Source organism: Saccharopolyspora indica, from assembly GCF_027853965.1.
Lineage (GTDB): Bacteria > Actinomycetota > Actinomycetes > Mycobacteriales > Pseudonocardiaceae > Saccharopolyspora > Saccharopolyspora indica.
In genome coordinates, this window is record NZ_JAQGLB010000008.1 from 295,713 (window position 1) to 320,575 (window position 24,863).

General features: G+C 70.9%; 26 protein-coding genes and 1 pseudogene. 16 read left to right on the forward strand and 11 right to left on the reverse strand.

Translation table 11 applies throughout. The features are described 5' to 3' along the window. The first annotated feature begins 32 nt into the window (after positions 1–32). Genes OU416_RS20045 through OU416_RS40305 form a run of 4 tightly spaced genes read left to right on the forward strand, consistent with a single transcriptional unit; the run spans position 33 to position 5,523 of the window. Positions 33–431 carry an SseB family protein gene (locus OU416_RS20045; protein WP_270928519.1) on the forward strand — a complete coding sequence of 133 codons (399 nt, stop codon included), beginning with the start codon at positions 33–35 and terminating at the stop codon, positions 429–431. A gap of 2 nt (positions 432–433) precedes the next feature. Next, positions 434–778, forward strand: coding sequence for a hypothetical protein (locus OU416_RS20050; protein ID WP_270928520.1), 345 nt, complete (start codon positions 434–436; stop codon positions 776–778). Continuing rightward, positions 775–5,091: a putative T7SS-secreted protein gene (locus OU416_RS20055; RefSeq protein WP_270928521.1), complete on the forward strand. Its 4,317-nt coding sequence runs from the start codon at positions 775–777 to the stop codon at positions 5,089–5,091. Before OU416_RS20050 ends, OU416_RS20055 begins: the two co-directional genes overlap by 4 nt. A gap of 60 nt (positions 5,092–5,151) precedes the next feature. Next, on the forward strand, positions 5,152–5,523 hold the full coding sequence (locus OU416_RS40305) for a DUF6193 family natural product biosynthesis protein (RefSeq protein WP_372907231.1): 372 nt from the start codon (positions 5,152–5,154) through the stop codon (positions 5,521–5,523). 315 nt (positions 5,524–5,838) lie between these two features. Here the strand turns inward: OU416_RS40305 and OU416_RS20060 are convergent, their stop codons facing one another. The 9 genes from OU416_RS20060 to OU416_RS20100 form a co-directional block, all read right to left on the reverse strand. Further along, positions 5,839–6,456 (reverse strand): energy-coupling factor transporter transmembrane component T family protein, encoded by a 618-nt coding sequence (locus tag OU416_RS20060; RefSeq protein WP_270928522.1) that lies wholly within the window; start codon positions 6,454–6,456, stop codon positions 5,839–5,841. Continuing rightward, positions 6,453–7,127, reverse strand: coding sequence for an energy-coupling factor ABC transporter ATP-binding protein (locus OU416_RS20065; protein ID WP_270928523.1), 675 nt, complete (start codon positions 7,125–7,127; stop codon positions 6,453–6,455). Before OU416_RS20065 ends, OU416_RS20060 begins: the two co-directional genes overlap by 4 nt. Continuing rightward, entirely contained in the window at positions 7,124–8,239 is a 1,116-nt protein-coding gene (locus OU416_RS20070) for a thiolase family protein (protein ID WP_270928524.1), read from the reverse strand. The genes OU416_RS20065 and OU416_RS20070 overlap by 4 nt, the downstream gene beginning before the upstream one ends. Next, positions 8,236–9,594 carry a class I adenylate-forming enzyme family protein gene (locus OU416_RS20075; protein ID WP_270928525.1) on the reverse strand — a complete coding sequence of 453 codons (1,359 nt, stop codon included), beginning with the start codon at positions 9,592–9,594 and terminating at the stop codon, positions 8,236–8,238. The genes OU416_RS20070 and OU416_RS20075 overlap by 4 nt, the downstream gene beginning before the upstream one ends. A 2-nt stretch (positions 9,595–9,596) precedes the next feature. Beyond that, positions 9,597–10,181, reverse strand: a complete 585-nt coding sequence (locus tag OU416_RS20080) for a biotin transporter BioY (protein WP_270928526.1) — start codon at positions 10,179–10,181, stop codon at positions 9,597–9,599. Positions 10,182–10,671: 490 nt separating this feature from the next. Further along, positions 10,672–12,744: an ATP-dependent DNA helicase gene (locus OU416_RS20085; RefSeq protein WP_372907230.1), complete on the reverse strand. Its 2,073-nt coding sequence runs from the start codon at positions 12,742–12,744 to the stop codon at positions 10,672–10,674. Positions 12,745–12,906: 162 nt separating this feature from the next. Then, entirely contained in the window at positions 12,907–13,290 is a 384-nt protein-coding gene (locus OU416_RS20090; protein WP_270928527.1) for a VOC family protein, read from the reverse strand. Positions 13,291–13,324: 34 nt separating this feature from the next. After that, entirely contained in the window at positions 13,325–13,894 is a 570-nt protein-coding gene (locus OU416_RS20095; RefSeq protein WP_270928528.1) for an isochorismatase family protein, read from the reverse strand. Positions 13,895–13,937: 43 nt separating this feature from the next. After that, positions 13,938–15,233, reverse strand: coding sequence for a nicotinate phosphoribosyltransferase (locus tag OU416_RS20100; RefSeq protein ID WP_270928529.1), 1,296 nt, complete (start codon positions 15,231–15,233; stop codon positions 13,938–13,940). A 147-nt stretch (positions 15,234–15,380) separates the two neighbouring features. Between OU416_RS20100 and clpS the strand changes: the two genes are divergently transcribed. The 6 genes from clpS to OU416_RS20130 all read left to right on the forward strand — a co-directional run bounded on the left by clpS (position 15,381) and on the right by OU416_RS20130 (position 19,383). Further along, positions 15,381–15,674, forward strand: coding sequence for an ATP-dependent Clp protease adapter ClpS (clpS, locus tag OU416_RS20105; RefSeq protein ID WP_093348890.1), 294 nt, complete (start codon positions 15,381–15,383; stop codon positions 15,672–15,674). Then, positions 15,675–16,238, forward strand: coding sequence for a DUF2017 domain-containing protein (locus OU416_RS20110; protein ID WP_270928530.1), 564 nt, complete (start codon positions 15,675–15,677; stop codon positions 16,236–16,238). A gap of 119 nt (positions 16,239–16,357) precedes the next feature. Beyond that, positions 16,358–17,386 carry a P1 family peptidase gene (locus tag OU416_RS20115; RefSeq protein ID WP_270928531.1) on the forward strand — a complete coding sequence of 343 codons (1,029 nt, stop codon included), beginning with the start codon at positions 16,358–16,360 and terminating at the stop codon, positions 17,384–17,386. Positions 17,387–17,488: 102 nt separating this feature from the next. After that, entirely contained in the window at positions 17,489–17,944 is a 456-nt protein-coding gene (locus tag OU416_RS20120; RefSeq protein WP_270928532.1) for a M67 family metallopeptidase, read from the forward strand. Between the two features lie 72 nt (positions 17,945–18,016). Beyond that, entirely contained in the window at positions 18,017–18,289 is a 273-nt protein-coding gene (locus OU416_RS20125; RefSeq protein WP_270928533.1) for a MoaD family protein, read from the forward strand. A gap of 143 nt (positions 18,290–18,432) precedes the next feature. Then, complete coding sequence (locus OU416_RS20130) at positions 18,433–19,383, forward strand: PLP-dependent cysteine synthase family protein (RefSeq protein ID WP_270928534.1); 951 nt, start codon at positions 18,433–18,435, stop codon at positions 19,381–19,383. A 139-nt stretch (positions 19,384–19,522) separates the two neighbouring features. Here OU416_RS20130 and OU416_RS20135 read toward each other — a convergent pair. Together OU416_RS20135 and OU416_RS20140 are read right to left on the reverse strand one after the other, a co-directional pair. After that, positions 19,523–19,726 (reverse strand): annotated as a pseudogene (locus OU416_RS20135) (response regulator transcription factor); the annotation flags it as partial. Positions 19,727–19,755: 29 nt separating this feature from the next. Further along, complete coding sequence (locus OU416_RS20140; RefSeq protein ID WP_270928535.1) at positions 19,756–20,577, reverse strand: SMP-30/gluconolactonase/LRE family protein; 822 nt, start codon at positions 20,575–20,577, stop codon at positions 19,756–19,758. Positions 20,578–20,738: 161 nt separating this feature from the next. Between OU416_RS20140 and OU416_RS20145 the strand changes: the two genes are divergently transcribed. From OU416_RS20145 to rdgB, 6 genes are all read left to right on the forward strand, one after another. Continuing rightward, positions 20,739–21,335 carry a rhomboid family intramembrane serine protease gene (locus OU416_RS20145; protein ID WP_372907229.1) on the forward strand — a complete coding sequence of 199 codons (597 nt, stop codon included), beginning with the start codon at positions 20,739–20,741 and terminating at the stop codon, positions 21,333–21,335. Beyond that, positions 21,332–22,147 (forward strand): glutamate racemase, encoded by an 816-nt coding sequence (murI, locus tag OU416_RS20150; protein WP_270928536.1) that lies wholly within the window; start codon positions 21,332–21,334, stop codon positions 22,145–22,147. The genes OU416_RS20145 and murI overlap by 4 nt, the downstream gene beginning before the upstream one ends. After that, complete coding sequence (locus OU416_RS20155; RefSeq protein ID WP_270928537.1) at positions 22,144–22,905, forward strand: MBL fold metallo-hydrolase; 762 nt, start codon at positions 22,144–22,146, stop codon at positions 22,903–22,905. Before murI ends, OU416_RS20155 begins: the two co-directional genes overlap by 4 nt. Beyond that, the gene (locus tag OU416_RS20160; RefSeq protein ID WP_270928538.1) at positions 22,895–23,347 is read left to right on the forward strand and encodes a GNAT family N-acetyltransferase; all 453 of its coding nucleotides are present in this window, start codon (positions 22,895–22,897) and stop codon (positions 23,345–23,347) included. The genes OU416_RS20155 and OU416_RS20160 overlap by 11 nt, the downstream gene beginning before the upstream one ends. A gap of 137 nt (positions 23,348–23,484) precedes the next feature. Next, a complete protein-coding gene (rph, locus tag OU416_RS20165) occupies positions 23,485–24,240 on the forward strand; it encodes a ribonuclease PH (protein ID WP_270928539.1) in 756 nt (251 codons plus the stop codon). Beyond that, a complete protein-coding gene (gene rdgB, locus OU416_RS20170) occupies positions 24,237–24,842 on the forward strand; it encodes an RdgB/HAM1 family non-canonical purine NTP pyrophosphatase (protein ID WP_270928540.1) in 606 nt (201 codons plus the stop codon). Before rph ends, rdgB begins: the two co-directional genes overlap by 4 nt. The last annotated feature ends 21 nt before the right edge of the window (positions 24,843–24,863 follow it).

Below are 24,863 nucleotides of genomic sequence, written 5' to 3' on the forward strand. Positions count from 1 at the left end.
AGTTCGTCACGTTCCTGGGTAGGGTCCCCCGCGTGGGGGACCCAGACCTAGCAGCCCTGGCCCGATCGGTGTGCGAGGGCGATCGTCCGATCAAAGCGTTCTACGCGGCATTCGCGAAGGCCGTCGTCTACGCCCAACGCCCGGAGAAGCCCGGCGTGTTCGTGACCGACACCGAGAGCCAGGGCCGGTGGACGGTGGCGTTCACGAGCCTGGATCGCCTTGCCGCCCACGCGGGTGCGTGCGACTACATCTCGATGCCGGGCGCGGTCTTCCTGGAGCTGGTGCCGCCCGGTGTGGGCGTGATGGTCGATCCCGATGACGACCACCGGCTGCCGCTGGTGGCGCGGGTCGACGACTTCTTCGCACTCGAGCGGGAGTGGAAGCGCACGGCGCCGGCGCGCCAGGCCGCTGCTCGCAAGGCGGTGCGGTGAGCTTGGACGGCAACGGCTTTCACGTCGAGATCGAGCTGCTGGAAAAGGCGTCGAGGAACATGGACGAACTCGTCGCCGGGCAGGACAACTCGGAGCTGAGCGAGTTGCCGGGCGCGGCTGAGTCCTACGGCCATGCCGATCTGCTCTCGGCCTTGACGGAGTTCTGCGACCGGTGGTCGGTCGGCCTGGACGCGCTGTGCGACCGAGCCACCCGGATGAGCTACTCGCTCGCCGAGACCGCCAAGGCGTACCGCGAAGCGGATCAGGCGGGTGCGGACGCGCTTTCGGTCGACCCGGGGATCGATGCGGTGCAGCCGCCGATGACGATCCCGGGGATGGGCCGATGACCTTCGAGCTCGGGCAGGCCACCGAGCCGACGCTGCTGGTGCCCGGAGACCCGGACGCGATCATGGCGAACGCCCGGTTCATCCGGGAACGAGCGGTCAAGGCGTCCGAGACCGGCGAAGCGCTGAAGCGGATCGATGCCGGCGGGTGGAGCGGCGAGGCCGCGGACCTCTGGCACGAGCAGCACCAGACCGATGTTCCGCGCTGGTTCGACGGCGGGGATTCGCTGGCGGCCGGAGCTGCCGCGCTCGAGGAGTACGCGCGGGTGCTGCGGTGGGCCCAGGCCGAGGCGGCGGAGGCCGCTCGGTTGTGGGCGGAGGGAGAAGCCGCCACCGAGCAGGCGAAGCTGGATCACGAGCAAGCCGTCGCCAACTCGCAAGGCGGTGCGGTCGTTCCCTTCGTCGATCCCGGCGGGGAGCGGCGGCAGGCCGCTCAGGACATGCTGCGGGCGGCTCGGCAGGAGCTGGTCTGGGAGGGCGACCGCGCTGCGTTCGCGCTGCGGGAAGAAGCCGCGGTGGCACCGCAGGATTCCCAGGCGCAGATCGATGCGAATTTCTTCGGTGCGCTCTGGGAAGGTTTCAGCGGCACGTTCACCGCGTTCTACGACGCCTTCTCCGATCCACTGGGGACGGTGCAGGCGATGGCCTACGCCGCCACTCACCCCGTCGAAACGCTCAAGGCGATGGTCTCCTGGGACGATTTCGCCAACGGACGCGGCGAAGTGGGGCTGGGCAGGATCACCGGCGAGGTCATCGGCGGAATCATCACCGGCGGGATCGGCAAGGTCCTCAAGACGGTCAGGGAGGTTCCGGACGCCCCCGAGCACCGGATCCCGGTCTCCGAGCGGCCGACGACCGGCGACCCGATCGACGTCGCCACCGGCAGCATGGTGCTCGCGCAGACCGATGTCGAACTCCCGGGCCTGCTTCCCCTGGTGCTCAAGCGGTTGCACCTCTCGTCCTTCCGGGCCGGGCAGCACTTCGGCCCGACGTGGGCCTCGACGCTGGACCAGCGGTTGGAGCTGGACGGGACCGACGTGTGCTTCGTCGCCGACGACGGCACGCTCTCCCTCTTCCCGCAGCCGGCTCAGGGAGCGTCCGTCGGCGCGGTGACCGGGCCGCAGCGGAGCTTGGCGCGTTCCGAAGACGACGCCTACACGCTCACCGATGTGGCGCAGGGCAGGACGCTGCACTTCGGTCCCGCAGGCGAGATCCGGCCGTTGACCGCGATCGTGGACCGCAGCGGCCAGCGCATCGACGTCGAGCGCGATGCCGATGGGGTGCCCGTCGAGGTGCGGCACTCCGGCGGCTACCGCATCCGGGTGGAGTCCGACGCCGGTCTGGTGACGGCGTTGCACCTCCGCGACGCGGACGACGGCGATGACGTGCTGTTGATGCGCTACGGCTACGAGGACCAGCGGCTCACGGAGGTGATCAACGCTTCCGGTCTGCCGCTCCGGTTCACCTACGACGAGTCGGGTCGCATCACGAGCTGGACCGACCGAAACGACAAGTGGTACCGCTACGTCTACGACGCGGGCGGCCGGGTCGTGGAGGTCGAGGGCTCCGGCGGTTTCTTCAGCGGCACGCTGGAGTACGACCACGAGAACCGGATCACCACCTGGACCGACTCGCAGGGCTCGCGCACCGAGTACCACCTCAACGAGGCCGGTCAGACGGTCCGCGAGCTCGACGCGCAGGGCGGCGTGATCCGGTCGGAGTGGGACGACCGGGACCGGTTGCTCTCCCGGACCGATCAGCTCGGCCGCACGGTTCGCCACGAGTACGACGAGGTCGGCAACCTGGTCGCGGTCACGCGTCCGGACGGCAGCCAGACCCGGCTCGAGTACAACGATCTCCGGCTCCCGGTCGTGGTCATCGCGCCGGATGGCACGGTGTCGCGCCGGGAGTACGACGAGCGCGGGAACGTCATCAGGACGGTCGACGCGCTCGGTGCGGTCACCAGCTACGCCTACGACGAGCACGGTCGTCTGACGAGTTTCACGGACGCGCTGGGCAACGTGCGGCGGGTCGAGACCGATGCGGCGGGTCTGCCGGTCGTCGTGACCGACCCGATGGGCAACGCGACCCGCTATGCGCGGGACGGGTTCGGCCGGGTCACGCAGGTGGTGGACCCGCTGGGCGGCACCACCCGGTTCGGCTGGACGGTGGACGGCAAACCGGCGTGGCGGACCTTGCCGGACGGCGCGACCGAGCGCTGGCTGTACGACGGCGAAGGCAACCTCCGCACCTTCGTCGACGCTCTGGGACAGGAAACCCGCACCGAGGTCACGCACTTCGACCTGCCGTCGGCCGAGATCCGGCCGGACGGAACGCGCCTGGAGTTCGGCTACGACACCGAGCTGCGCCTGGTCAGCGTCACCAACGAGCAGGGCCTGGTGTGGCGCTACGACTATGACGTGGTGGGCAACCTGGCGCGGGAGATCGACTTCAACGGCCGTGCGGTCACCTATCGGCACGACGCGGCAGGTCAGCTCATCGAGCGCACCAATGGTGCCGGTGAGACGACCTCGTTCTCCCGCGACGTCCTGGGGAACGTGATCGAGCGCCGCAACGGCTCGGTGACGTCGACCTTCACCTACGACCCGCTGGGCCGCTTGCTCGAAGCGATGGACGGCGACACCCAGGTCACCTTCGACCGCGACCCGGCCGGACGTGTGCTCGCCGAGAGCATCAACGGCCGGACCGTGGCATCGGTGTACGACCGGCTGGGCCGCAGGATCCGCCGCCGCACGCCGTCGGGCGCGGAGAGCGTGTGGGAGTACGACCCGAACGGTCGGCCGAGCGCGCTGCACACGGCAGGGCGCACCCTGCGCTTCGGCTACGACCGCGCAGGCCGCGAGGTTCAGCGATCGTTCGGCCCCGATGTGGTCCTGGCCCAGGCCTGGAACGCCAACCACCAGCTGCTCTCGCAAACCCTCACCGGCGCCGGTCAGCAGATCCAACGGCGCTCGTACACCTACCGCGCGGACGGATACCTGACCGGGCTCGACGACAAGCTCACCGGCCCGCGCACGTTCGACCTCGACGGCTTGGGCCGGGTCACCGCGGTGAACGGTCCTGGCTGGTCGGAGCGCTATGCCTACGACGCGGCGGGAAACCTCGCGCACGCGTCCTGGCCGACTTCAGATCCGGAAGAACCCGGCGACCGCGAGTACAGCGGCACGCTGATCCGCCGAGCGGGCAAGGTCCGCTACGAGCACGACGCCCAAGGCCGGGTGGTGCTCCGCCAGCGAAAGCGCCTGTCCCGCAAGCCGGAAACCTGGCGCTACTTCTGGGACGCCGACGACCGCCTGACCGAAGTCCTCACCCCGGACGGAGCCCGCTGGCGCTACCGCTACGACCCGCTGGGCCGCCGAGTAGCCAAGCAGCGCCTCACCCCCGACGGCTCGCGCGTCCTGGAACAGATCGAGTTCATCTGGGACGCGGCGGTCCTGGCGGAACAAGCTCACACCGACGGCCTGCCCAACGGCCCGAACCTGCTGGACGCGCGAGTCACGGTCTGGAACTACGAGCCGGGCACCTTCCGCCCGCTGACCCAAGCGCAACGCTCAGCAGTCCGAAACGCACCCCAGCCCTGGATCGACGAACAGTTCCACTCGATCATCACCGACCTCGTCGGAACCCCAACAGAACTGATCAACGACCAAGGCGCGGTGTCCTGGCACCAACGAACAACCCTCTGGGGCGTCACCCCCGACCAACCCCGAACGGCCGCCTACACCCCACTCCGCTTCCCAGGCCAGTACCACGACCCGGAAACGGGCTTCAACTACAACTTCCACCGCCACTACGACCCGAACACCGCCCGTTACGGCAGCACCGATCCGCTGGGTCTTTCAGCGGGGCCAAACTCCTACCGTTACGTTCCCAACCCGCATGCGTTGATTGACCCACTGGGTCTCAGAGCCGATACCGCGTGTGGTCCGCATCTTGCGCTGGGTCTGGATCAGACGAGAGTGGAGATCGGAGGTCGGGTCTTAATTAACCCGGACTCGTTGGAGAATTTTGCCGCTGAGCATGGCGCTATTACTTGGCGCAATGAAATGTTCAGCGACGTTATGCCTACTGATAGGAAGCCCACGGAAGGTGAGCTTCATCAGATGATTGACCGTGTTGTGCAAGGAGGTGGTCGGATTAGCTTCAATCTCGAGGGAATGGACGACGTAGCCGGGATCATCGACGGAACTTCTCCTCGTGCTGGCAGTTCTACAGGAATGGAGCTCCGATACGTGCTGAGTAATCCGGAGGCCAGGAGGGTTACGACGTTCTATAATGGCGCCATTCCTGGTTGATTCCTGAAGTGGATTTATGTATTGCTGGAAGGTGTGGTTCCATGGTTGGATGGTGTTGTTATGTTTGAGAGTTCGGCGGATGAGTGGAGAAACTGGGAGCTGATTGCTGAGGCGCGTGATCGCAGGAGTCAGGATTCTTCGCCTTCTTGTAGTGACTTGGTGAGGGCTGCGCGCGCCACATCGCTCCACAGGCTCTTTCCTTTCTTTAGCATGAACAGTCTGTGTTTCAGTACGCTTCCGGAAGCGCTGGGTCTCGTGGCTCCGGCGTTTGTTGTAATGAGTCGAGAGGGAGAGTATGTGATCTGGCGTGGGGATCCGAAAGGGGGTGAGCATGTGCGCGCGCTATCGACGCGCGAAGCTGTCGTGGCTGCAGAAAAGGTCGAGTTTCTCCTCGATGGCTGGCCTGCGAGTAGCGACGATTCCGGGCAGTAGAGCTTCGATGCTGACCTTTGATGCGGGTGTCAGCTGGCAGGGTGAGATGGGCGCCGCGCATGGATCGCCAGTTCGTTGGTTGCTGTGGTCGCTGGTATCCGTGCGGGAAGGCCGACGATCGGGTCTTGGTGAGCGCGTGAGCGGCTTCGGAACCGACCCCGGACACAGGCCGGGCCCGAGGGTGTTTTGCAATCTAGCGATTGCTAGGTCTTTGGCGGCCTGATGGTCGTCAAGGCCACTGCATCCTCGGGCCGGTCGCCGGGTTTCCCCGGTACCCATCAGCATGCCCAGGAGCAGCGCTTTCGCACCAGGGTCTTAAGTCCTGGTTTCGTCGTCGCCGACGCCTCGGGCGGCCAGGGCTTCGCCCAGGTCGTCGGCGTGGCGGAGGGTTCGGACCAGGAACGGGACCGCGAAGGCGGAGAGCGAGCGCTCCGCACCGCGGGCGCGTTGGGCCTCGCGGACCTGGGTCGCGATCGTCGACAGGGCCGCCACCGCTTGCAGGGTCAGGCCGACCAGCAGGCCGACCCGCTCCGGGCGGACCCCCAGGCGGCGGGTGGGGCGCAGGCCGCTTTCCACCGCGCTGACCAGGTCGTCGACGCGGGTCGTCAGGGTGAACAGGTTCGCCGCGCCGAGCGCGGTCAGCAGGCGCAGGCAGACCACCGCCGCGTTGTCGAAGCCGAGCATCCACCACTGCAGCAGGAACACCACCGCGAGCAGCGGGATCAGCAGGCGGGAGAGCTGCCAGCAGCGGCGCGCGGGGATGCGGGCCAGCACGTAGGCCAGGGCGACCGCCAGCGCCGAAAGGGCCAGGGCCAGCGGCGAGTTCAGCACGAAGATCACCACCGCGAACACCAGCAGTGCCAGGAACTTCCAGCCCGCCGGTGCCCGGTGCACGACGCTGGTGCCCGGTTCGTACAGGCCCAGCGGGTTCATCCGATCAGCTCCCGGTAGTACCGGACCGCCGCGGCGGGTTCGTCGTCGGCGACCACCTTGCCCGCTTCCAGGACCACCACGCGGTCGAAGTCGTCCAGCAGGTCCAGGTCGTGGGTGACCAGCACCACCTGCTGGCGGAGTCCGGCGAGCACCTCGGTGAAGTGCCGCTTGTTGCGCAGGTCGAGCAGCGTCGTCGGCTCGTCGCAGACCAGCACGTCCGGGTCCAGGACCAGCATCGAGCACAGCGCGAGGAGCTGCTTCTGCCCGCCGGAGAGCTGGTGCGCCGGGTGCTCGGCGTAGCCCGCCAGGCCGTGCTGGGCCAGCACTTCGGCCGCGCGGCGCTGCCGCTCCGCCTTGGACAGGCCCTGCTTGCGCAGCGAGAACGCGACGTCCTCGCCTGCCGTGGGCATCACGATCTGGCTGTCCGGGTGGGTGAAGACGAAGCCGACGCGGCGCCGCACCGCGCGGCCGTTGCGGGCCGGGTCGACGCCGTCGACCAGCACCCGGCCGCTGGTCGGGTGCACCAGGCCGTTGATCATGCGGGCCAGCGTGGACTTGCCGGATCCGTTCGCACCCACGAACGCCACGCGCTGCTCGTCCAGCCGCAGGTCCACGCCGTCCAGCACGGTGCGCTCGTCGTAGCTGTGCCCGACGCCCTCGAACTCGATCAACCCACTCGCTCCCACATCGTCGCCACCCCGAGCCCGCCGCCGGAGGACAGCGCGGCCAGGCCGGTGCGCGGCCCGTCGGCGCGGACCATCCGGCTGAACAGCCGCACCACCAGCACCGCCCCCGACGCACCCCACGGGTGGCCGAGCGCGATGGCGCCGCCGTCCGGGCTGACCAGCTGCTCGTCGATTCCCGCGGCGTCCAGGCAGGCCAGGGCCTGCCCGGCGAAGGCCTCGTTGAACTCGACCACCTCCGGGCTGCGCCGCGCCAGCAGCTCCCGCATCGCGGGCACCGCGCCCAGGCCCAGGCGGTTCGGGTCGACTCCCGAGGTCGCCCAGTCCACCAGGCGCAGGCCGGGCACGCCGAGCCTGCGGCGCTGCTCCTCGGTGGTGATCAGCACGGCTGCCGCGCCGTCGTTGATCCCGCAGGAGTTCGCCGCGGTGGCCGTGCCGTCGGGGGTGAACGCGGGCCGGAACCGGGCGAGCCGCTCGGCGGTGAACCGATCGCGCGGCCGTTCGTCCTCGATCGTGCCGCTCACCTGCACCAGCTCGGCGTCGAACCGGCCGGCCTCGCGGGCGGCGACGGCGCGGGCGTGGCTGCGGGCGGCGAAGGCGTCCTGGCGTTCGCGGGAGATCCCGGCCTCGGCCGCGACCAGGTCGGCCGCCGGTCCCATGTCCGGGTCGCCGATCTCGGCCGGGGCGAACGGGGCGCGCTGGTAGAAGCGGGGCGGTTCGGTGGCGGTGCGCGGGCGCCACGCCCGCCACGGCGCGGTCGACGGGCTCTCCACGCCGCCGGCGAGGAACCAGTCACCGGCACCGGCGCTGATCAGCGCTGCTGCGGTGGTGATCGCGGTGAGGCCGCTCGCGCACTGCCGGTCGATCGTCATGCCGGGCGTCCGCTCGCCGAGCCCGGCGCGCAGCGCGGCCACCCGGGCCGGGTTCCCGCCCGGGCCGAGGACGTTGCCGAGGAGCACGTCGTTCACTGCGGTCACACCGACGTCGTCCAGCGCGGCGCGCAGCACCGGGGCGGCGAGCCGGTCGACCGGAAGGTGGCGCAGAACGCCGCCCGCTTCACCGATCGGCGTCCGCCGCGCCGCGATCACCACCGGGGTCACAGCGCCTCCGCTTCGAACGATCCGGCGCGCAGTTGCTCCGCGACCAGTGCGCGCGCCGGTTTGCCGGACGCCGTCCTCGGCAGTTCGCGCACCGCCAGCCAGCGTCGCGGGCGTTTGGCCGGTTCCAGCGATTGCCTTGCTCTCGCCCGCAGATCGCGTCTCGACGGGCGAGCCGCCGGGTCGACCTCCACGACGGCTGTGACGAGTTCGCCGAAGCGGGGGTGCGGGGTGGCCGAGACCAGGACGTCGAGCACGCCGTCCGCGCCGCGCAGCACCGACTCGACCTCCTCCGCGCCGACCAGCCGCGCCCCGGTGTTGATCACCGCGCTGGCGCGGCCCAGGACCTCCAGCGAACCGTCCTCGTGCAGGATCGCCCGGTCGCCCACCGCCGACCAGCCCTGATCCGTGCTCGGCGGCACGAGGACGCCGTTGTCCAGGTAACCGTCGAAGGTGAGCGCGGAGCGGACCAGGAGCTCGGTGTCGCGCACCTCGACGTCGACGACGGGCCGCAGCCGACCGCCGCGCCGCACCGCGATCAGCGAGTGCTCGGCCGACCCGTAGTACTCGACCAGCTCGCAGCCCGGCAGCACCTTGCCCAGCCGCTCTTCGAGCTCCAGATCCACCCGCGCACCGGCGCAGACCACCGTCCGCAACGCGCACTCGGTGCGCAGGACCGGATCGCGTTCCAAAGTGGACAGCAGTGCGGCCAGCATCGCGGGCACCAGGTGGATGGTGGTGGCGTTCCGGGCTGCGGTTGCGGCGTCGTGAGCGGACCAGCGGTCCAGCAGGTGCACGTCGGCGCCCGCGTGCAGCGCGTGCAGGGCGCCGAAGAGGAACAGCGACGAGCTCAGCGGACCCGGGATCAGCACCCGGTCCTGCTGCGTCAGGCCGAGGTCCAGCGCGTCGAAGCTTCGCAACCAGGAGTCGCGGGATCGGATCAGCACCTTCGGGCGACCGCTGCTGCCGGAGGTGGTGGGGAGGTAGAACGGCGGGTTCTGCGGTGGGGGTGGGGCGATTTCGCACGAAATCGACGTCGGGCACGTGCGGGGAGGCGCGATTTCGCGCGAAATCGCCTCCAAGTCGAGCACGACGTGCGGTGCTGCGTCGGCGAGGACGGCGGAGCGCTCGCGCTCGGTCCACGTCGGCTCCAGGAGGAGCGCGGCGCAGCCCGCGAGATCCGCGCCGAGGAAGTGGGTCAAGCGCGTCAGCGCGTTCCCGCCGTCGAGCGCGACGCGCGAGCCCGGGCGCAGCAGGCGCGCAGCGCCGCGAGCGCGGGCGAGCAGCTCCGCGGCGTCGAGCGTCGCGTCGGAGTGCGCGACCCGCGAAGCGGGGGAGCGGCCGAGGATCGGGAGCACGGTCAGCTCTCGGTGGGAGCGCGGCGCGCTGTGCCGGTCAGCGCCGCCGGGACGGCGCGGTGCACGGCGACGGCGACCAGCGAGACGGCGACGAGCTTCACCAGGTCACCGGGCACGAACACCAGCGACTGCGCCGCGGCCGCACCGAGGTCGCCGATCATCAGGCCCCAGTACGGGATGCCGATCAGGTAGTCCACGGCGACACCGGCGAGGTTGGCCGCCAGCAGCACCAGCAGCGTCGGCTTCGGGGCCAGCTGCACGATCAGGCCGACCACCACCGCCGACAGCACCCAGCCGAGCACGAAACCACCGCTCGGACCGACGAACGGCGCGATGCCACCGCGGCCACCTGACAGCAGCGGCAGCCCGATCGCGACCAGCGCCAGGAACAGCAGCACCGACGCGCCGCCGCGGCGGGCGCCGAGGATGCTGCCCGCCAGGAGCGGCCCCATGTTCTGCAGCACGATCGGCACCGCCGCACCGCCGAGGTAGAAGCCCGGGAAGATGCCGAGGACGGCGATGAACGCGGCGAAGACCACAGTCCGGGCCAGGTTCGCGGCGGGCGCGGCTTGGCGTGGTGCGGACACGACGTCTCCTAGCAGTTGATCGACAACACTCGCCGCCGAGCGCCGACACCGGGCGCAAGGCCGCGGCCAGCCCGATCCCGTGGTCCGCTCGCAACCCTGTGACCAGGGGCTGGGCAGCGCCACTGCGGCCCGATCGGCGCGACTGCACCAACCTACCCGGCACCCCGGCCAGAACAGAAAGCCCGACGCCGAGTTGTCGACCAACCACAAAACCCACCACTACGCGGTGAGTCGTCCATCACGCCGGGCCGGGGGCGTGGCGTCAATTTCGTACGAAATTGACCGAAGCCCGGGCAGGGCTCCGGCAAAGTCGTCCTGGGTGGGGTCGGGTGGCAGTTTTGCCTGAAACTGACCGAACAGTCCGGGCGTAGCGGGGTGGCAGTTTCCGGCAAACTGCCGCACCGCACCAGCCCGACCGGACTTTGCCGGAACCCTGCGTCACCCGGGTGAACGTCAATTTCGTACGAAATTGACGCAGGCCCGGGTGATGTCAGGCGGTGCCGGTGAGGCGTTGGAGGGCGCCTCGGACGACCTTGGGGTCGTGGGTGGTCCAGAACGGGGGGAGGGAGGAGCGGAGGAAGCCGCTGTAGCGGGCCGTTGCCAGGCGCGGGTCCAGGACCGCGATCACGCCTCGGTCGTTCGGTGCGCGCAGGAGGCGGCCCGCGCCTTGGGCGAGCAGCAGCGCCGCGTGGGTTCCGGCGACCGTGAGGAAGCCGTTGCCGCCGTGCTCGGACACCGCTTTCTGGCGGGCCGAGGCGAGCGGGTCGTCCGGGCGCGGGAACGGGATGCGGTCCATCACCACCAGTTGCAGCGAATCGCCCGGCACGTCCACGCCCTGCCACAGCGACAAGGTGCCGAACAGCGAGGTCGCCGGGTCTTCGGCGAACTGGCGCACCAGCAGCGCCGTGGTGTCCTCGCCCTGGCACAGCACCGGTGTCGAGAGGCGTTTGCGCAGTTCCTCGCTGGCCTGCTTGGCCGCTCGCATCGAGGAGAACAGGCCCAGCGTGCGGCCGCCCGCCGACTGCACCAGCTCGGTCAGCTCGTCCAGGTACTCCGGCGGCAGCCCGTCGCGGCCCGGCGGCGGCAGGTGCCGGGCGATGTAGAGGATGCCGCTGCGCTGGTGCTCGAACGGCGAGCCCACGTCCAGGCCGGTCCACTTCAGCCCGCCGGTGTCCGACGGGGCCTCCTTGGCGGTGGCCATCCCGGCGACCGGCTGCGACCGCTGCTGCGCGGGCAGGCCCCACTGCCGGGCCAGCGTGTCGAACGAGCCGCCGAGCGCCAGCGTCGCCGAGGTCAGCACGGTGGTGCGCTGGCCGAACAGCCGCTCGCGGAGCAGTCCGCCGACGCCGATCGGCGCGATGCGGATGGTCGGCGGCCGGTTCGGGTCCGACGAGATCCACACGACTTCGAGCTGCTTCTCGTCGTCGAACGCTTCGAGCAGCCGGACCGCGGTGTCGTGGACTTCCTCGGTGATGGCGTGCGCGAGCTTGCGCGCGGTGTTGCCCTCGGTGTCCTCCTTGCGCTCCGGGCCGAGCGCGTTGATGCAGGCCCAAGCCGAGTCGCGCACCGCGGTCAGGGCGCCGCCGAGGTCCTGCGGGAGTTCCTCCAGCCGGCCCGGCGTCGCGGTCTGCAGCACGAGGTCCAGCCCCTCGGACGCTTCGGCCAGACGGTCGGCGGTCTCCTCGTCGATGGCCCGCCCGCAGCGGCGCGCGGCGAGCCGCACGGCGGTCGCGGCGAGCTCACCGGTGGCCGCCGAGGTCACCCGGTCGACCAGGTCGTGCGCCTCGTCGACCAGCACCACGTCGTGCTCCGGAAGCACCGGGCGGTCGTCGAGCGCGTCGATGGCCAGCAGCGCGTGGTTGGTGACCACGATGTCCGCGCGCCCGGCCTCGGCACGGGCGCGTTCGGCGAAGCAGTCGACGCCGACCGGGCAGCGGTGCACGCCGAGGCACTCCTTGGCGGTGACCGACAGCTGCCGCCAGGCCTGGTCGGTGACGCCGGGCACCAGCTCGTCGCGGTCGCCGGTCTCGGTCTCGGTGGACCACTCCTGCAGGCGCTTGATCTGCCGCTCCAGCGCGGAAGCGGCGAAGGCGTCGAACAGCGCGCCCTCGTCGGGCTCTTCCGGGGCGTTGCCGTGCACCCGGTTCAGGCACAGGTAGTTGCGGCGGCCCTTGAGGATCGCGAACGTCGGCCGCCGCCCCAGCGCGTCGGCGAGCGCGTCGGCCAGGCGCGGCAGGTCGCGGTCGACGAGCTGGCGCTGCAGCGCGATGGTCGCGGTGGACACGACGACCGTGGTGTGCTCGGCGACGGCGTGCCGGATCGCCGGGACCAGGTAGGCCAGCGACTTCCCGGTTCCGGTCCCGGCCTGCACGGCCAGGTGCTCACCGGTGCCGATGGAGTGCTGGACGGCTTCGGCCATCCGCGCCTGGCCCTCTCGCGGCACTCCGCCTACGGCCTCGATCGCGACGGTGAGCAGCGTCGGCAGATCCGGGATGTCCTGCTTGGCCTTGCCCGCGATCGGGAGCGCGGGCTCGTTCGGTGCGGCCTTGCCCGCCCGCGCCAGGTCGTCGGCGATCTCCGGTGGGAGCACGTCGTCTTCGTCGGGCTCGAACGCAACCGGGTCGGACCATCGCGGGACAGAGGTGGGCACGAAGAGAAACTACCGCGCGCCCCCGTCCACGAGCCCCGATGCCCCCGGATGGTGGCGATGCCGGAGCGACACCCGTCAGGACTCCATCGCGGCGCGTTCGGCGGCGCTGCGCAGGACGCAGAACTCGTTGCCCTCGGGGTCGGCGAGCACCGCCCAGCCCGAGCCGTCGGGGTTGCGGTGGTCGGCGACCAGGGTGGCGCCGATGCTCAGCAGCCGTTCCACCTCCTGCTCGCGCGGGGTTTCCGGGCGCAGGCACAGGTGGAGCCGGTTCTTGATCGACTTCGGTTCGGGCACCTGGTTGAAGTGCAGCACCGGTCCCTCGGCCAGCAGCACCTCGGTCTCCTCGTCGCCCGGCCGGGACTCCGGGTGCAGCGGGCGGCCGGTCACCTCGCTCCAGAACCGGGCGAGCTGGTAAGCGTCGGCGCAGTCGATCGCGATGTTCTGCAGTGCTGAAACCATGCGCGTGAGCTTTCCCGACCGCACCCGCGGATCGCTACCGGACGACGGGCTCGCCGATCAGGTTCACGCCAGCCGCGTCGAGTTCGGCGAGCGCCGCGTCGACGGTGTCGCGGGACACCCCGGCCGTCAGCTCCAGCAGGACCGAGGTCTCCAGGCCCTGCCGCGCCGCGTCCAGGGCCGTCGCGCGGACGCAGTGGTCGGTGGCGATGCCCACCACGTCGACCCGGCGGACCCCGCGCTCGGTCAGCCAGTCGTGCAGCGGCCGGTCGCGGGAGTCGATGCCCTCGAAGCCCGAGTAGCCGTCGCTGTGCTGGCCCTTGGAGAACACCGCCTCCACCGGGCCCACGTCCAGCGCCGGGTGGAACGCCGCGCCCGGCGTGCCCGCGACGCAGTGCCGCGGCCAGCTGCGCACGAAGTCCGGCTCGTCGCTGAAGTGCGCGCCCGGGTCGATGTGGTAGTCGCGGGTGGCCACCACGTGGTCGTGGTCGAACCCGGCGAGGTACTGCGAGATGGCCGCGGCCACGTCCGCGCCGCCCGCCACCGCGAGCGCGCCGCCCTCGCAGAAGTCGTTCTGCACGTCGACGATGATCAGCGCCTTGGTCATCCCGCCTCCTCGGTTGTGCGGTGGGACCAATTCTGGTCGTTGGTCAGGCGGTGTGGAAGGTGGTCGGGATGGCCGGTTCGCCGTGCGAGAGCTTGAGGCCCTCCCAGGGCAGCGTGACCAGGGCGTGCCGGAGCCGCTGGCGGTCGTCCTCCAGGGTGGGCAGGTCCGCGACGCGCTTGCCGTCGCGCATCAGCGGGATCTGCAGGAAGCGGTCGTGCGGGCCGAGCACCGGCTCGGACGCGCCCGGCGCGGTCTGGAAGATGACCTCCTCCACCGCGGTGCCGGTGTCCTTGTAGCGGCGCACCGCGGCCTTGCGGCCGCCGCGGGACTCCTTGTGCGAGCTGCGCTTGGCGACCGGGCGGCCCTCGACCTCCACCAGCTTGTAGACCATCTCCGCAGTCGGCGCCCCGGAACCGGTGACCAGCGAGGTGCCCACGCCGTAGCCGTCGACGGGCTCGGCGCGCAGCGCGGCGATGGCGTACTCGTCGAGATCACCGGAGACGACGATCCGGGTGTTCTTGGCGCCCAGCGCGTCGAGCTGCTCGCGGGCCTGCCGGGCCAGCACCCCGACGTCACCGGAGTCGATGCGCACCGCGCCCAGCTCCGGGCCCGCGACCTCCACCGCCAGCTCGATGCCCCGGGTGATGTCGTAGGTGTCCACCAGCAGCGTCGTGCCGGTGCCCAGCGCCGCGACCTGCGATTCGAAGGCCGAGCGCTCGGAGTCGTGCAGCAGCGTGAAGGCGTGCGCCGCGGTGCCCGCGGTGGGGATCCCGTAGCGGCGGCCGGCCTCCAGGTTCGAGGTGGCGGTGAACCCGGCGAGGTAGGCGGCGCGGGCCGAGGCCACCGCGGACTCCTCGTGGGTGCGCCGCGAGCCCATCTCGATGATCCGCCTGCCGTTGGCGGCCGAGACCATCCGCGCTCCGGCCGCGGCGATCGCGCTGTCGTGGTTGAGGATCGACAGCACCAGCGTCTCCAGCACCACGGCCTCGGCGAAGCTGCCGCGCACGGTCAGCAGCGGGGAACCGGGGAAGAACAGCTCGCCCTCCGGGTAGCCGTCGACCTGCCCCTGGAACCGGTAGTCGCGCAGCCACGCCAGGGTCGCCTCGTCGACCACCCGGTGCTCGGCGAGCTGCGCCAGCTCGGCCTCGCCGAAGGTGAAGTTCTCGATCGCGTCGAGCACCCGCCCGGTGCCGCCGGTGACCCCGTAGCGCCTGCCGTCCGGCAACCGCCGCGTGAACACCTCGAAGGTGCACGGCCGGTGCGCGGTGCCGTCGCGCAGCGCGCTGGAGAGCATCGTCAGCTCGTAGTGATCCGTAAGCAGCGCAGTGCTGGTGCTCATGGAGCAGAGATTACGTGGTCTCGGATCAGTTGCCGCCGACCGGAGCGGGGCAACCGCGTGCGGCCGGGTGGGCCCCGCGGTTGCGCCATTCGCGCGGGCGAGTACGCGGTCGACACCGCTGTGACGGTCGCGTGCAACGATGGGGGCATGACCTCGCCCGCTGAAATCGAGCGCGCGCAACTCGAACCGGATGTGCTCGGCACCGAGGACAAGCCGTGGGTGACCGTGGTGTGGAACGACCCGGTCAACCTCATGTCCTACGTCACGTACGTGCTGCAGAAGATCTTCGGTTACACCCGGGACCACGCGACGAAGCTCATGCTGGACGTGCACCACAAGGGCAGGGCGGTGGTGTCCTCGGGTTCCAAGGAGAAGGTCGAGGGCGACGTGGCGAAGCTGCACGCCGCCGGCCTGTGGGCCACGATGCAGAAGGATTCCTGAGTGGACGGCTGGACCCGCGAGAACGGGCACGTGCAGGCCGAGCTGGCGCAGCAGGAGGCGGCCGTCATCCGCGGCCTGGTCGGGCAGATCAAGGACATGCTCACCGCGCGCTCCGACGAGGCGCCGGTCGACGAGCTCGCCGAGCTGACCGGCATCCGCACCGGCCCGGCGACCGCGCCCGAAGACCCCGTGCTGGCGCGGCTGCTGCCGGACTTCTACCGCCGCGACCCGATCACCGGGGAGACCGACGAGGAGCAGACCGACGCGGCGGGCGCGATGCGCTCGCTGCACGAGCCGACGCTGCTGGAGGCCAAGACCGGCGCGGCGCAGCTGGTGCTGGACACCTGCCCGCCGGGTGGCGGCCGGGTGCGGCTGACCGGTGCGCAGGCGGACGGCTGGCTGACGGCGCTCAACGACGTCCGCCTGGCGCTGGGCACGGCGCTGGACGTGGACGAGGACATGCCCGACGAGCTGCCCGAGGACGACCTGCGCCGCGAGCACCTGGGCGTCTACCAGTGGCTCACCTGGGTCCAGGACAGCCTGGTCACCGCCCTGATGTCCTGATCCGGACGCGATTTCAACGGAAATCAGACGTCCGATTTCCATTGAAATCGCGGGCCGGAACCGGTGGTTCACACCTGCACCGCGGATAACGTTGGCCCCAGGCGATCTGGGGAGGCGGCATGGGAGCAGGTGAGCGGGACGCGCTCGTCGACGTCGACGGCGTGCTGGTCGGGCACGAGCAGCGGCTCGATCCGCACTGGGCGAGCGGGGTGACCGCGGTGCTGGTGCCCGAGGGCGCGAGCGCGGCGGTCGACGTCCGCGGCGGTGGCCCGGGAACGCGCGAGACGGACGTCCTCGAACCCAGCCACCTGGTGCAGCAGGTCCACGGCATCGTGCTCACCGGTGGCAGCGCCTACGGGCTCGCCGCCGCCGACGGCGCGATGCGCTGGCTCGGCGAGCGCGGCCACGGCGTGCGCGTCGGCCCCGACCCGGCGCACGTGGTCCCGGTGGTGCCCAGCGCGGTGATCTTCGACCTGCCGATGAACGACTGGGGAAACCGGCCGGACGCCGACTTCGGCTACCGCGCCTGCCAGCGCGCCACGCGCACCGAGACCCGGGAGGGCAACGTCGGGGCCGGGACCGGCGCGGTCGTGGGCTGCGTGAAGGGCGGCATCGGCACCGCCAGCACCGTGCTGGAGGACGGCACCACGATCGGTGCGCTGGTGGCGGTCAACGCCGCGGGCTCGGCCATCGACCCGGACACCGGCCTGCCGTGGATCCCCACGCCCGGCCTGCGGCGACCCGATCAGGCGGAGATCGACGCGGCCCGGCCGCTGTTCGGCTCCCGCCCGGGGCGGCACGGCCCGGTCGACCGCCCGCTCAACACCACGATCGGCGTGGTCGCCACCGACCTGCGGCTGTCCAAGGCCGAGTGCCGGCGGCTGGCGGTGGCCGCGCAGGACGCGCTGGCCCGCGCGGTGCGACCCGCCCACCTGCTGGTCGACGGCGACACCATGTTCGCGCTGGCCACCGGCACCGGGGCGGCGCTGCCCGCGCCGGGGGAGCAGGACTGGTCCGCGCGGTTGGACCAGGTCAGCGCGGCCGCCGCCGACGTGGTGGCGCGGGCGATCGTGCGCGGGCTGCTGGCCGCGGAACCGGTCGACGAGGTGACTTCCTACACGCGGCTCTACCCCTCGGCGCGGGAATGAACCATCGTGGTCAGGCGTTGCCGCCCGACGAACGAGACCCACGCCGGTAACCGCGATTTCACATCGTGGGAGCCCGGTTCTGCACCTACTAGGATGGTTGCTGTGCTGGTGATCCGACGCGACCTCGTGGATGCGATGGTCGCGCATGCCCGACGGGACCACCCGGACGAGGCGTGCGGTGTGATCGCCGGTCCGGAAGGGTCGGACCGGCCGGAACGCCTGGTCGAGATGATCAACGCGGAGCGCTCGCCCACCTTCTACCGGTTCGACTCCGGTGAACACCTGAAGGTGTGGCGGGAGATGGACGCCAACGACGAGGAGGCGGTGGTCATCTACCACTCGCACACCTCGACCGAGGCCTACCCGTCGCGCACCGACATCTCCTACGCCTCGGAGCCCAACGCGCACTACGTGCTCGTGTCCACCAGGGACCCGAAGACCCATGAGCTGCGCTCCTACCGGATCCTCGACGGCGAGGTCACCGAGGAGCCGGTCGAGGTCGTCGAGTCGTACATGTTCGCCCACACCGGCGGCGACGAGGTCCCCGACCGCGACTGAGCCGCGGCCCTCGTGCCGGTGTTCCGCGTGCCCGTTCCCCACGATAGTCCTCTGTGGACAGGAGGTTTCCCCATGGCAGTGAAGGTTTCGATCCCCACCATCCTGCGCACCCACACCGGTGGCGAGAAGTCGGTGCAGGCCGAGGGCAGCACGGTCGCCGAGGTCATCAACGACCTCGACACCAACTACGGCGGCCTGAAGGACCGGCTGGTCAAGGAGGGCAACCTGCACCGGTTCATCAACCTCTACGTCAACGACGAGGACGTCCGCTTCGCGGGTGGCCTGGAGGCCAAGGTCGCCGACGGCGACAACCTGACCATCCTCCCCGCGGTCGCGGGCGGCTGAGCTTCAAGACGCCGCACTCGCCCCCCGCACAGCGGTGCGAGTTGCGAGGGTGGCCCGTGAGTGTTTTGGGGTGCTATGGCCCCGCAAAACACTCACGGGCATTGACCAGGCCAAATGTCGATGCGGTGAGTAGGAGATGTGCCGTGGCACGGTACGACTCGTTGCTGGACGCGCTCGGTGACACCCCGCTGGTGGGGTTGCCGCACCTGTCGCCGGCCCCGGACGTCCGGTTGTGGGCCAAGCTGGAGGACCGGAACCCGACCGGGTCGATCAAGGACCGGGCGGCGCTGGCCATGATCGAGGCCGCTGAGAAGGAGGGCCGCCTCACCGCCGGTTGCACGATCCTGGAGCCCACCTCGGGCAACACCGGGATCTCGCTGGCCATGGCGGCCAAGCTCAAGGGCTACGGCCTGGTCTGCGTGATGCCGGAGAACACCTCCGAGGAGCGCCGCCAGCTGCTGCAGGCCTACGGCGCGCGGATCATCTCCTCGCCCGCCGCCGGTGGCTCGAACCAGGCCGTCGCGATGGCCAAGGACCTCGCCGAGCAGAACCCGGACTGGGTGATGCTCTACCAGTACGGCAACCCGGCCAACGCCGAGGCGCACTTCACCACCACCGGGCCGGAGATCCTGCGCGACCTGCCGACCGTCACGCACTTCGTGGCGGGCCTGGGCACCACCGGAACGCTGGTCGGCGTCGGCCGCTACCTGCGGCAGCAGAAGCCGGGCGTGCAGATCGTCGCGGCCGAACCGCGCTACGGCGAGCTGGTGTACGGCCTGCGCAACCTCGACGAGGGCTTCGTGCCGGAGCTGTACGACCCGGACGTGCTGACCCGCCGCTTCTCGGTGGGTTCCTACGACGCGCTGCGCCGCACCCGGCAGCTGCTGGAGTCCGAGGGCATCTTCGCCGGGATCTCCACGGGCGGTGTGCTGCACGCGGCGCTGACGATCGCGGAGAAGGCGGCGGCCGACGGCGAGTCGGCGGACATCGCCTTCGTGGTGGCCGACGCGGGCTGGAAGTACCTCTCCACCGGCGCCTACAGCGGCACCATCGACGAAGCGGCCCAACGCCTCGAAGGCCAGCTCTGGGCCTGAGCGACCCGAGGTGAAGGGCACCTTTCGCCAACTATGCGGGCGAAAGGTGCCCTTCACACCTCCCCCGTTCTAGGAAGCGCCCCGCTCGGCGCGCTGGGCGCTCCCGCGGATTTGCGAGGTGAAGGGCACCTTTCGCCAACTAACCTGGTGAAAGGTGCCCTTCACCTGTACCTGATCGGGTGGTGACGCCGGGGCGCCGGCCGCCGTTCTCGTAGGCCCACACGACGGCGTGGATGCGGTCGCGCAGCCCGAGCTTGTGCAGGATCCGCCCCACGTGGGTCTTCACCGTTCCCTCCGACAGGAACAGCTCCACGGCGATCTCGGCGTTGGACGCACCTCGCGCTCGCGTTCGGTGAGGGGTGTTGACGAGCGTCAGCCGGCGAAGGAGGAGGGGCGCTGGCCCGTGGCCAGGTCGCGGATGATCAGGATGGCGCCGTCCGCCTCGGTGGGCTCGGCGACGCCGTCGGTCGCCGAGGTGATGTAGAGGTGCGTCAGGTCCGGGCCGCCGAAGCAGCAGTCCGTCGGGCACTGGACCGGTAGCGAGATCGTCTGCTCCAGGGCGCCTTCGGCGGTGTAGCAGCGGATTTCGCCGCCGTCGGCGATCGCGACCCAGAGCCGACCGGCGGCGTCCACGGCCAGCCCGCCGGGCTCGCCGTCGACCTCGCACAGCGGACGGCGCTCACCGCACTGGCCGGAGTCGAGGTCGAAGTCCAGGACGTCGATGCGCCCGGCACCGTCGGTCAGGTACATCCGGGTGCTGTCCGGGCTCCACGCGATGCCGTTGGCCGCGGGCAGGCCGCGCAGCGCGATGCTCGCCGAGCCGTCGCCGGTGACCCGCGCCAGCCAGCCGTCGGCACCCAGCGTCGTCGCCCACAACCGGCCCTTGGCGTCGATCGCGGTCGCGCCCGCCTGGACGCCTTCGCGCGCCCAGTAGACCAGCCAGGTGCGGTGCGACCCGGTGGAGTCGAACAGCGCGATGCCTTCGGTCATGTGCAGCGCCAGGCCGCCGAGGCTGCGCGTCTTCGCCGCGCTGACCTGCTGCGGGAGCTCCATCGAGTGATCGGTGCGACCGGGGACGAAGCGGTGCGCGCTGCGCGCGGGCGGATCCGTCCACAGCAGCGTCTCGGTGCCGATGTCCCACGTGGGCGCTCGCCCGGACCGCGCCGCCGCGGGTACTGCTGTGTCGACCTGCACCTGTCACCCCTCGCCCGGAACGCAACGATCCACGACCCTACCCGGGTGATCATCGGGGCAGGGCGGATGTCCGAATCTCCGGGTAAACCCCGAGACCACGGCGGGGTGCACCACGTAACCTCGAAGGTGTGAACCGGCTGCCCGATCGTCCCCGCCCGCGAGTGCTGCCCGCGAACCCGCTGCGCGCCGCCGTGGGAATGCTCATCGCCACCGCGGCTCTCTACGGCATCGAGTTCTACGACCAGGCCAACCCGGCCGTCCGGCTGGAGGACAACGGCATCCTGCCGCGCTCGGTGGACGGCCTCGACGGGATCCTGTGGGCGCCGCTGCTGCACGTGGACTGGGCGCACCTGTGGGCGAACACACTGCCGTTCCTGGTGCTCGGCTGGCTGGTGCTGGCCGGCGGCCTCGGGCAGTTCATCGCGGTGACCGCGACGGTCTGGGTCGTCGGTGGCCTCGGCACCTGGCTGGTGGGTGCGCCCGCGCACCACGTCGGCATGTCCGGGGTGATCTTCGGCTGGATGGTGTTCCTGCTGGTGCGCGGCTTCTTCCAGCGCAGCGTCGCGCAGATCCTGGTCGCGGTGGCGCTGTTCTTCTACTGGGGCGGCATGCTCTGGGGAGTGCTGCCCGGCAAGGACGGCATCTCCTGGGAGGGCCACCTGTTCGGCGCGCTCGGCGGGCTGCTGGCCGCGTGGCTGGTGGCGCGCAGCACTCGACGGCAGGTCAGCAGCAACGGGCCTGGCACACTGGCCGGGTGACTGACGCCCCGATCGGGATCTTCGACTCCGGCGTCGGCGGGCTGACCGTGACCCGCGCGGTCATGGACCAGCTTCCCGCCGAATCCGTGCACTACGTCGGCGACACCGCCAACGCGCCCTACGGCCCGATGCCGCTGGCCGAGATCCGCGCCCGCACCCTGGCGATCACCGACTCGCTGGTCGAGGAAGGCGTGAAAGCGCTGGTGCTGGCCTGCAACACGGCTTCCGCGGCCTGCCTGCGCGACGCCCGCGAGCGCTACTCGATCCCGGTGGTCGAGGTCATCATGCCCGCGACGCGGCGCGCGGTGGCCACCACCCGCAACCGCCGCATCGGCGTGATCGGCACCAGCGCGACCATCCGCTCGCGCGCCTACGACGACGCGTTCACCGCAGCGCCGGACATCGAGCTGACCACGGTGGCCTGCCCGCGCTTCGTGGACTTCGTCGAGCGCGGCACCACCACCGGCAGGCAGATCCTCGGGCTGGCGCAGAGCTACCTCGACCCGCTGCAGCAGGCCGACGTCGACACGCTGGTGCTCGGCTGCACGCACTACCCGATGCTCACCGGCGTGCTCCAGCTCGCGATGGGCGACCAGGTGACGCTCGTCTCCAGCGCGGAGGAGACGGCCAAGGACGTGGTGCGGGTGCTGACCGAGAACGACCTGCTCGCAGCGCCGGAGACGGTGCCCGAGCACGAGTTCCGCGCCACCGGCGCACCTGACCGGTTCGCCCGGATGGCCTCGCGGTTCCTCGGTCCAGCGGTCGCGAGCGATGCCGTTCGGCCGCTGGTCGTGTCAAGCTCGACCGCATGAAGCTGACGATCCTCGGCTGCTCCGGGAGCATTCCCGGCCCGGATTCGCCTTCATCCGGGTACCTGCTGGAGTCCGGTGACACGCGAATCGTGCTGGACCTGGGCAACGGCACGCTCGGCGCGCTGCAGCGGTTCATCGACCCGTTCGCCCTGGACGCGCTGTTCTTCAGCCACCTGCACCCGGACCACTGCGCGGACTTCGGCGCGCTGGCGGTCCTGCGCCGCTACCACCCGAACCCGCCCGCGCACGCGCGGCTGCCGGTGATCGCGCCCGCGAACGCCCCGCAGCGCTTCGCCGCGCTCTACGCGCCGAACGCCGAGGAGCAGGCCGAGACGGATCTGTCGGACGTGTTCGAGTTCATCCCGGTGCCCGCCGAACCGGTGCGCATCGGGCCGTTCGAGGTGCAGGCGATGCCGGTGGCGCACCTGTGCGAGGCGTGGGGGTTCCGGGTGGCGGCGGAGGGCAAGGTGCTGGCCTACACCGGCGACACCGGCCCGTGCCCGCAGCTGGCCGAGCTCGCCGCCGACGCCGACGTGCTGCTGTCCGAGGCGTCCTGGGCGGACTTCCCGGACGCCCCGGAGGGCGTGCACCTGTCGGGCCGCCAGGCGGCGGAGGTCGCGAAGAAGGCCGGAGCCCGCCGCCTGCTGCTCACCCACGTCGTCCCGTGGGCGGACGGCAACGCCATCCTGGCCGAGGCCGAAGCTGTCTTCGACGGCCCCGCCGACCTGGTCGGAGCGGATCGCACCTATGACATCTGAGCTCGTGCTCCGGCCTGCTGCCGACACCGACGCGGCCGGGATGGCCGACGTCTGGCTGCGCTCCTTCACCGCCGCGCTGCCGACGGTGCGCCGAGCGCACACCGACGACGAGGTGCGGAGCTGGTTCACCCACGTCGTCGTGCCGAACTCGGAGTGCTGGGTGGCCGAGGAATCGGGCGCCCTGCTGGGCTTGCTGGTGCTCGACGGCCCCGAGCTCGACCAGCTCTACCTCGACCCGCCGCACCGCGGCCGAGGACTGGGCGACCAGCTCGTCGACCTGGCCAAACGCCGCCGCCCGGACGGCCTGGACCTGTGGACGTTCCAGGTCAACGCCCCGGCGCGGCGCTTCTACGAGCGCCACGGCTTCACCGCCGTCGAGCACACCGACGGCCACCGCAACGAGGAGCGCGAACCCGACGTCCGCTACGCCTGGCGGCCGTAGGCCTGGGTCAATTTCGTACGAAATTGACCATCACCCGGCTGAACGTCAATTTCGTACGAAATTGACGCCCGACACGCCGCCAGGGCCAGGGGTGCCCCTTGACGAGGGGTGGAGCGGGGCGGGCTTAGGGTTGTGGTGTGGCACGAGCGGATGGGCGGAGCGACGACCAGCTCCGAGAGGTGCGGATCACACGCGGATACCAGGACTGGCCGGCCGGTTCGGTGCTGGTGGAGTTCGGCCGGACGCGGGTGTTGTGCGCGGCCAGCGTCCAGGAGGGCGTTCCGCGCTGGCGGACCGGCTCCGGACTGGGCTGGGTGACCGCGGAGTACGCGATGTTGCCGTCGGCGACGAACACGCGCAGCCCCCGGGAATCGGTGAAGGGCCGCATCGGCGGCCGCACCCACGAGATCAGCCGGCTGATCGGCCGCTCGCTGCGCGCCTGCATCGACATGGCGGCGCTGGGCGAGAACACGATCGCGCTGGACTGCGACGTGATCCAGGCGGACGGCGGCACCCGCACGGCCGCGATCACCGGCGCTTACGTGGCGCTGGCGGACGCGGTGACGTGGTTGGGCGCGGCCGGGCGGCTGTCCGACCCGAAGCCGCTGTCCTGCTCGATCGCGGCGATCAGCGTGGGCGTGGTGGACGGCCGGGTGCGCCTCGACCTGCCCTACGAGGAGGACTCGCGCGCCGAGGTGGACATGAACGTGGTGGCCACCGACCACGGCACCCTGGTGGAGGTGCAGGGCACCGGCGAGGGAGCCACCTACACCCGGTCCACGATGGACAAGATGATCGACTTCGCGCTGGACGGCTGCGCCAAGCTGGCCGAGAAGCAGGCCGAAGCGCTGGCGGCCCCGTACCCGGGCGAGCTGCCGGGAGCCAAGGCATGAGCCGCGTCCTGCTGGCCACCCGCAACCAGAAGAAGCTGGTGGAACTGCGCCGCATCCTCGAAGCCGAGGGCGTGACCGGCGTGGAGGTCATCGGCCTGGCGGACGTCCCGGAGTTCCCGGAAGCCCCGGAAACGGGAGCGACGTTCGAGGAGAACGCCCTGGCCAAGGCCGCGGACGCGGCCAAGGCGACGGGCCTCCCGGCGATCGCGGACGACTCGGGAATCGCGGTGGACGCCCTCAACGGCATGCCGGGAGTCCTCTCGGCCCGCTGGTCCGGCAAGCACGGCGACGACCAGGCGAACCTGGACCTCCTCCTCGGCCAGATCACCGACGTCCCCGACGAGCGCCGCGGCGCGGCCTTCGTCTCAGCCGCCGCCCTGGTCCACCCGGACGGAACGGAAACGGTCGTCCGAGGCGAGTGGCGAGGCAAGGTGATCCGCGAAGAACGCGGCACCAACGGCTTCGGCTACGACCCGATCTTCGTCCCAGAAGGCGAAACCCGAACCAGCGCCGAGCTGACCCCGGCGGAGAAGGACGCGGACTCCCACCGAGGCCGAGCCCTCCGCCTGCTCCTCCCCGAGCTCCGCAAACTCGCGAGCTGAGCACGCGATTTTTCCCGGTGA